A 5,513-nucleotide genomic window follows, 5' to 3' on the forward strand; every position below is an offset into this window, starting at 1 on the left:
AGCAATGACGGCAGCAATAAACTCAACAGGAGCAGGAAAGCGAGGGTATCCTACAAAGTCCAGCGTACCATAAACGCAAGCCTCAACGCAGCGACGAGCACGAGAGCGGTCAGTAGCAATCCAAACTTTGTTACTCGTCAGAAAATCGAAATCATCTTCGGTTAAATCCAAAACGGCAGAAGCCTGAATGAGCTTAATAGAGGCCAAAGCGGTCTGGAAACGTACGGATTGTTCAGTAACTTGACTCATGATTTCTTACCTATTAGTGGTTGAACAGCATCGGACTCAGATAGTAATCCACGCTCTTTTAAAATGTCAACAAGAGAATCTCTACCATGAACAAAATGTGACTCATATCTAAACCAGTCCTTGACGAACGTGCCAAGCATATTAAGCCACTTCTCCTCATCCAACGCGTCAGTTTTTGACAGAATCGTTAGTTGATGGCGAAAGGTCGCAAAGTAAGAGCTTCTCGAGCTGCGCAAGGATAGGTCGAATTTTCTCATTTTCCGCCAGCAGTCCACTTCGATTTAATTCGTAAACAAGCAGTAGTAATTCCTGCTTTATCAAGATAATTTTTCGACTCATCAGAAATATCCGAAAGTGTTAACTTCTGCGTCATGGAAGCGATAAAACTCTGCAGGTTGGATACGCCAATCATTTTTATCGAAGCGCGCATAAATTTGAGCAGATTTGTCGTCACAGGTTGCGCCGCCAAAACGTCGGCTACAGTAACTTTTCCCAGCCTCAATCTCATCTCTCTTTTTGCGTTCTGCTTCAATATCTGGTTGAACGGCGTCGCGTCGTAACCCAGCTTGGTAAGTTGGATTAAGCACTCCGTGGACAGATTTGTCATTGTGAGCATTTTCATCCCGAAGTTGCGGCTCATTCTGATTCTGAACAGCTTCTTGGGAAGTAGCGACAGCTTGGTTTTTAGTGAGTTGTTCCATTCTTTAGCTCCTAGACCTTTAGCAGCAAGGTCCATATCTGACTTTTTGTTAACGTATTTAGCCACATAGAAACCAACAGCCATATAACTGGTAGCTTTAAGCGGCTCACCTTTAGCATCAACAGGCCACAACCAACCAGAACGTGAAAAAGCGTCCTGCGTGTAGCGAACTGCGATGGGCATACTGTAACCATAAGGCCACGTATTTTGCAAGCTATTTAACTGGCGGCGATTGCGTACCCGACGACCAAAATTAGGGTCAACGCTACCTGTAGGAAGTGTCCGCATAAAGTGCACCGCATGGAAATGAAGACGGCCATTAGCTGTACCATACTCAGGCACACAAAAATACTGATAGCAGTCGGCGTGTGAATCATTAGCCTTGCGACCCTCGGCAGCAAGAACCATACGACCAATATCACGAAAATAGTCACGCAAAGCATTGGGATTATCATAAAACGCCTCTAATCGGTCGTCAGCCAACGTGAGAGTGTCAAAAACGATAAACCAACCATCAGCATGAGCCTGTCGCATTGCATTCATCAAACGCTGAATAGCAAAGCCTCTACGCGATTTCATAGTGGAGGCCTCCAGCAATCTTGAACACTCATCCTTAATACCTTTCTTTTTGGGGTAATTATACTCATCGCGAATATCCTTAAGAGGGCGTTCAGCAGCCAGCTTGCGGCAAAACTGCGTAACCGTCTTCTCGTTCTCTAAAAACCATTTTTCGTCCCCTTCGGGGCGGTGGTCTATAGTGTTATTAATATCAAGTTGGGGGAGCACATTGTAGCATTGTGCCAATTCATCCATTAACTTCTCAGTAACAGATACAAACTCATCACGAACGTCAGAAGCAGCCTTATGGCCGTCAACATACATATCACCATTATCGAACTCAACGCCCTGCATACGAAAAGACAGAATCTCTTCCAAGAGCTTGATGCGGTTATCCATCTGCTTATGGAAGCCAAGCATTGGGGATTGAGAAAGAGTAGAAATGCCACAAGCCTCAATAGCAGGTTTAAGAGCCTCGATACGCTCAAAGTCAAAATAATCAGCGTGACATTCAGAAGGGTAATAAGAACGAACCATAAAAAAGCCTCCAAGATTTGGAGGCATGAAAACATACAATTGGGAGGGTGTCAATCCTGACGGTTATTTCCTAGACAAATTAGAGCCAATACCATCAGCTTTACCGTCTTTCCAGAAATTGTTCCAAGTATCGGCAACAGCTTTATCAATACCATGAAAAATATCAACCACACCAGAAGCAGCATCAGTGACGACATTAGAAATATCCTTTGCAGTAGCGCCAATATGAGAAGAGCCATACCGCTGATTCTGCGTTTGCTGATGAACTAAGTCAACCTCAGCACTAACCTTGCGAGTCATTTCTTTGATTTGGTCATTGGTAAAATACTGACCAGCCGTTTGAGCTTGAGTAAGCATTTGGCGCATAATCTCGGAAACCTGCTGTTGCTTGGAAAGATTGGTGTTTTCCATAATAGACGCAACGCGAGCAGTAGACTCCTTCTGTTGATAAGCAAGCATCTCATTTTGTGCATATACCTGGTCTTTCGTATTCTGGCGTGAAGTCGCCGACTGAATGCCAGCAATCTCTTTTTGAGTCTCATTTTGCATCTCGGCAATCTCTTTCTGATTGTCCAGTTGCATTTTAGTAAGCTCTTTTTGATTCTCAAATCCGGCGTCAACCATACCAGCAGAGGAAGCATCAGCACCAGCACGCTCCCAAGCATTAAGCTCAGGAAATGCAGCAGCAAGATAATCACGAGTATCCTTTCCTTTATCAGCGGCAGACTTGCCACCAAGTCCAACCAAATCAAGCAACTTATCAGAAACGGCAGAAGTGCCAGCCTGCAACGTACCTTCAAGAAGTCCTTTACCAGCTTTAGCCATAGCACCAGAAACAAAACTAGGGACGGCCTCATCAGGGTTAGGAACATTAGAGCCTTGAATGGCAGATTTAATACCAGCATCACCCATGCCTACAGTATTGTTATCGGTAGCAAGCACATCACCTTGAATGCCACCGGAGGCGGCTTTTTGACCGCCTCCAAACAATTTAGACATGGCGCCACCAGCAAGAGCAGAAGCAATACCGCCAGCAATAGCACCAAACATAAATCACCTCACTTAAGTGGCTGGAGACAAATAATCTCTTTAATAACCTGATTCAGCGAAACCAATCCGCGGCATTTAGTAGCGGTAAAGTTAGACCAAACCATGAAACCAACATAAACATTATTGCCCGGCGTACGGGGAAGGACGTCAATAGTCACACAGTCCTTGACGGTATAATAACCACCATCATGGCGACCATCCAAAGGATAAACATCATAGGCAGTCGGGAGGGTAGTCGGAACCGAAGAAGACTCAAAGCGAACCAAACAGGCAAAAAATTTAGGGTCGGCATCAAAAGCAATATCAGCACCAACAGAAACAACCTGATTAGCGGCGTTGACAGATGTATCCATCTGAATGCAATGAAGAAAACCACCATTACCAGCATTAACCGTCAAACTATCAAAATATAACGTTGACGATGTAGCTTTAGGTGTCTGTAAAACAGGTGCCGAAGAAGCTGGAGTAACAGAAGTGAGAACCAGCTTATCAGAAAAAAAGTTTGAATTATGGCGAGAAATAAAAGTCTGAAACATGATTAAACTCCTAAGCAGAAAACCTACCGCGCTTCGCTTGGTCAACCCCTCAGCGGCAAAAATTAAAATTTTTACCGCTTCGGCGTTATAACCTCACACTCAATCTTTTATCACGAAGTCATGATTGAATCGCGAGTGGTCGGCAGATTGCGATAAACGGTCACATTAAATTTAACCTGACTATTCCACTGCAACAACTGAACGGACTGGAAACACTGGTCATAATCATGGTGGCGAATAAGTACGCGTTCTTGCAAATCACCAGAAGGCGGTTCCTGAATGAATGGGAAGCCTTCAAGAAGGTGATAAGCAGGAGAAACATACGAAGGCGCATAACGATACCACTGACCCTCAGCAATCTTAAACTTCTTAGACGAATCACCAGAACGGAAAACATCCTTCATAGAAATTTCACGCGGCGGCAAGTTGCCATACAAAACAGGGTCGCCAGCAATATCGGTATAAGTCAAAGCACCTTTAGCGTTAAGGTACTGAATCTCTTTAGTCGCAGTAGGCGGAAAACGAACAAGCGCAAGAGTAAACATAGTGCCATGCTCAGGAACAAAGAAACGCGGCACAGAATGTTTATAGGTCTGTTGAACACGACCAGAAAACTGGCCTAACGACGTTTGGTCAGTTCCATCAACATCATAGCCAGATGCCCAGAGATTAGAGCGCATGACAAGTAAAGGACGGTTGTCAGCGTCATAAGAGGTTTTACCTCCAAATGAAGAAATAACATCATGGTAACGCTGCATGAAGTAATCACGTTCTTGGTCAGTATGCAAATTAGCATAAGCAGCTTGCAGACCCATAATGTCAATAGATGTGGTAGAAGTCGTCATTTGGCGAGAAAGCTCAGTCTCAGGAGGAAGCGGAGCAGTCCAAATGTTTTTGAGATGGCAGCAACGGAAACCATAACGAGCATCATCTTGATTAAGCTCATTAGGGTTAGCCTCGGTACGGTCAGGCATCCACGGCGCTTTAAAATAGTTGTTATAGATATTCAAATAACCCTGAAACAAATGCTTAGGGATTTTATTGGTATCAGGGTTAATCGTGCCAAGAAAAGCGGCATGGTCAATATAACCAGTAGTGTTAACAGTCGGGAGAGGAGTGGCATTAACACCATCCTTCATGAACTTAATCCACTGTTCACCATAAACGTGACGATGAGGGACATAAAAAGTAAAAATGTCTACAGTAGAGTCAATAGCAAGGCCACGACGCAATGGAGAAAGACGGAGAGCGCCAACGGCGTCCATCTCGAAGGAGTCGCCAGCGATAACCGGAGTAGTTGAAATGGTAATAAGACGACCAATCTGACCAGCAAGGAAGCCAAGATGGGAAAGGTCATGCGGCATACGCTCGGCGCCAGTTTGAATATTAGACATAATTTATCCTCAAGTAAGGGGCCGAAGCCCCTGCAATTAAAATTGTTGACCACCTACATACCAAAGACGAGCGCCTTTACGCTTGCCTTTAGTACCTCGCAACGGCTGCGGACGACCAGGGCGAGCGCCAGAACGTTTTTTACCTTTAGACATTACATCACTCCTTCTGCACGTAATTTTTGACGCACGTTTTCTTCTGCGTCAGTAAGAACGTCAGTGTTTCCTGCGCGTACACGCAAGGTAAACGCGAACAATTCAGCGGCTTTAACCGGACGCTCGACGCCATTAATAATGTTTTCCGTAAATTCAGCGCCTTCCATGATGAGACAGGCCGTTTGAATGTTGACGGGATGAACATAATAAGCAATGACGGCAGCAATAAACTCAACAGGAGCAGGAAAGCGAGGGTATCCTACAAAGTCCAGCGTACCATAAACGCAAGCCTCAACGCAGCGACGAGCACGAGAGCGGTCAGTAGCAATCCAAACT

At 44.9% G+C, this 5,513-nt stretch carries 9 protein-coding genes; all 9 read right to left on the minus strand.

Annotation, left to right across the window (positions count from 1 at the left end):
- A partial coding sequence (locus ROJ8625_RS21610) for a scaffolding protein D (protein WP_024166976.1) occupies nt 1-249 on the minus strand: 249 nt, incomplete at its 3' end.
- Nucleotides 246-485 (minus strand): phage DNA packaging protein C, encoded by a 240-nt coding sequence (locus tag ROJ8625_RS21615; protein WP_016670801.1) that lies wholly within the window; start codon nt 483-485, stop codon nt 246-248. The genes ROJ8625_RS21610 and ROJ8625_RS21615, both read right to left, overlap by 4 nt.
- On the minus strand, nt 418-570 hold the full coding sequence (locus ROJ8625_RS21620) for a hypothetical protein (protein WP_435988044.1): 153 nt from the start codon (nt 568-570) through the stop codon (nt 418-420). Before ROJ8625_RS21620 ends, ROJ8625_RS21615 begins: the two co-directional genes overlap by 68 nt.
- Entirely contained in the window at nt 503-2,044 is a 1,542-nt protein-coding gene (locus ROJ8625_RS21625) for a replication endonuclease (protein WP_000252566.1), read from the minus strand. The genes ROJ8625_RS21620 and ROJ8625_RS21625 overlap by 68 nt, the downstream gene beginning before the upstream one ends.
- 63 nt (nt 2,045-2,107) lie before the next feature.
- Nucleotides 2,108-3,094 carry a Minor spike protein gene (locus ROJ8625_RS21630; RefSeq protein WP_000466547.1) on the minus strand — a complete coding sequence of 329 codons (987 nt, stop codon included), beginning with the start codon at nt 3,092-3,094 and terminating at the stop codon, nt 2,108-2,110.
- 8 nt (nt 3,095-3,102) lie between these two features.
- Entirely contained in the window at nt 3,103-3,630 is a 528-nt protein-coding gene (locus tag ROJ8625_RS21635) for a hypothetical protein (protein WP_000487867.1), read from the minus strand.
- A 110-nt stretch (nt 3,631-3,740) separates the two neighbouring features.
- Entirely contained in the window at nt 3,741-5,024 is a 1,284-nt protein-coding gene (locus ROJ8625_RS21640; RefSeq protein ID WP_000065572.1) for a major capsid protein, read from the minus strand.
- A gap of 36 nt (nt 5,025-5,060) precedes the next feature.
- Nucleotides 5,061-5,177 carry a phage DNA packaging protein J gene (locus tag ROJ8625_RS21645; RefSeq protein WP_000033471.1) on the minus strand — a complete coding sequence of 39 codons (117 nt, stop codon included), beginning with the start codon at nt 5,175-5,177 and terminating at the stop codon, nt 5,061-5,063.
- Nucleotides 5,177-5,513, minus strand: a 337-nt coding sequence (locus ROJ8625_RS21650; RefSeq protein WP_143535236.1) for an external scaffolding protein D, incomplete at its 5' end; no start/stop codon positions are given. The genes ROJ8625_RS21645 and ROJ8625_RS21650, both read right to left, overlap by 1 nt.

Source organism: Roseivivax jejudonensis (assembly GCF_900172265.1).
In the GTDB taxonomy this organism is placed as follows: Bacteria; Pseudomonadota; Alphaproteobacteria; order Rhodobacterales; family Rhodobacteraceae; genus Roseivivax; species Roseivivax jejudonensis.

What these genes read in the sequence shown, in the direction of transcription:
- ROJ8625_RS21625 (WP_000252566.1), bottom strand. Translation starts at nt 2,044, where the DNA reads ATGGTTCGTTCTTATTACCCTTCTGAATGTCACGCTGATTATTTTGAC.
- ROJ8625_RS21630 (WP_000466547.1), bottom strand. Translation starts at nt 3,094, where the DNA reads ATGTTTGGTGCTATTGCTGGCGGTATTGCTTCTGCTCTTGCTGGTGGC.
- ROJ8625_RS21635 (WP_000487867.1), bottom strand. Translation starts at nt 3,630, where the DNA reads ATGTTTCAGACTTTTATTTCTCGCCATAATTCAAACTTTTTTTCTGAT.
- ROJ8625_RS21640 (WP_000065572.1), bottom strand. Translation starts at nt 5,024, where the DNA reads ATGTCTAATATTCAAACTGGCGCCGAGCGTATGCCGCATGACCTTTCC.
- ROJ8625_RS21645 (WP_000033471.1), bottom strand. Translation starts at nt 5,177, where the DNA reads ATGTCTAAAGGTAAAAAACGTTCTGGCGCTCGCCCTGGTCGTCCGCAG.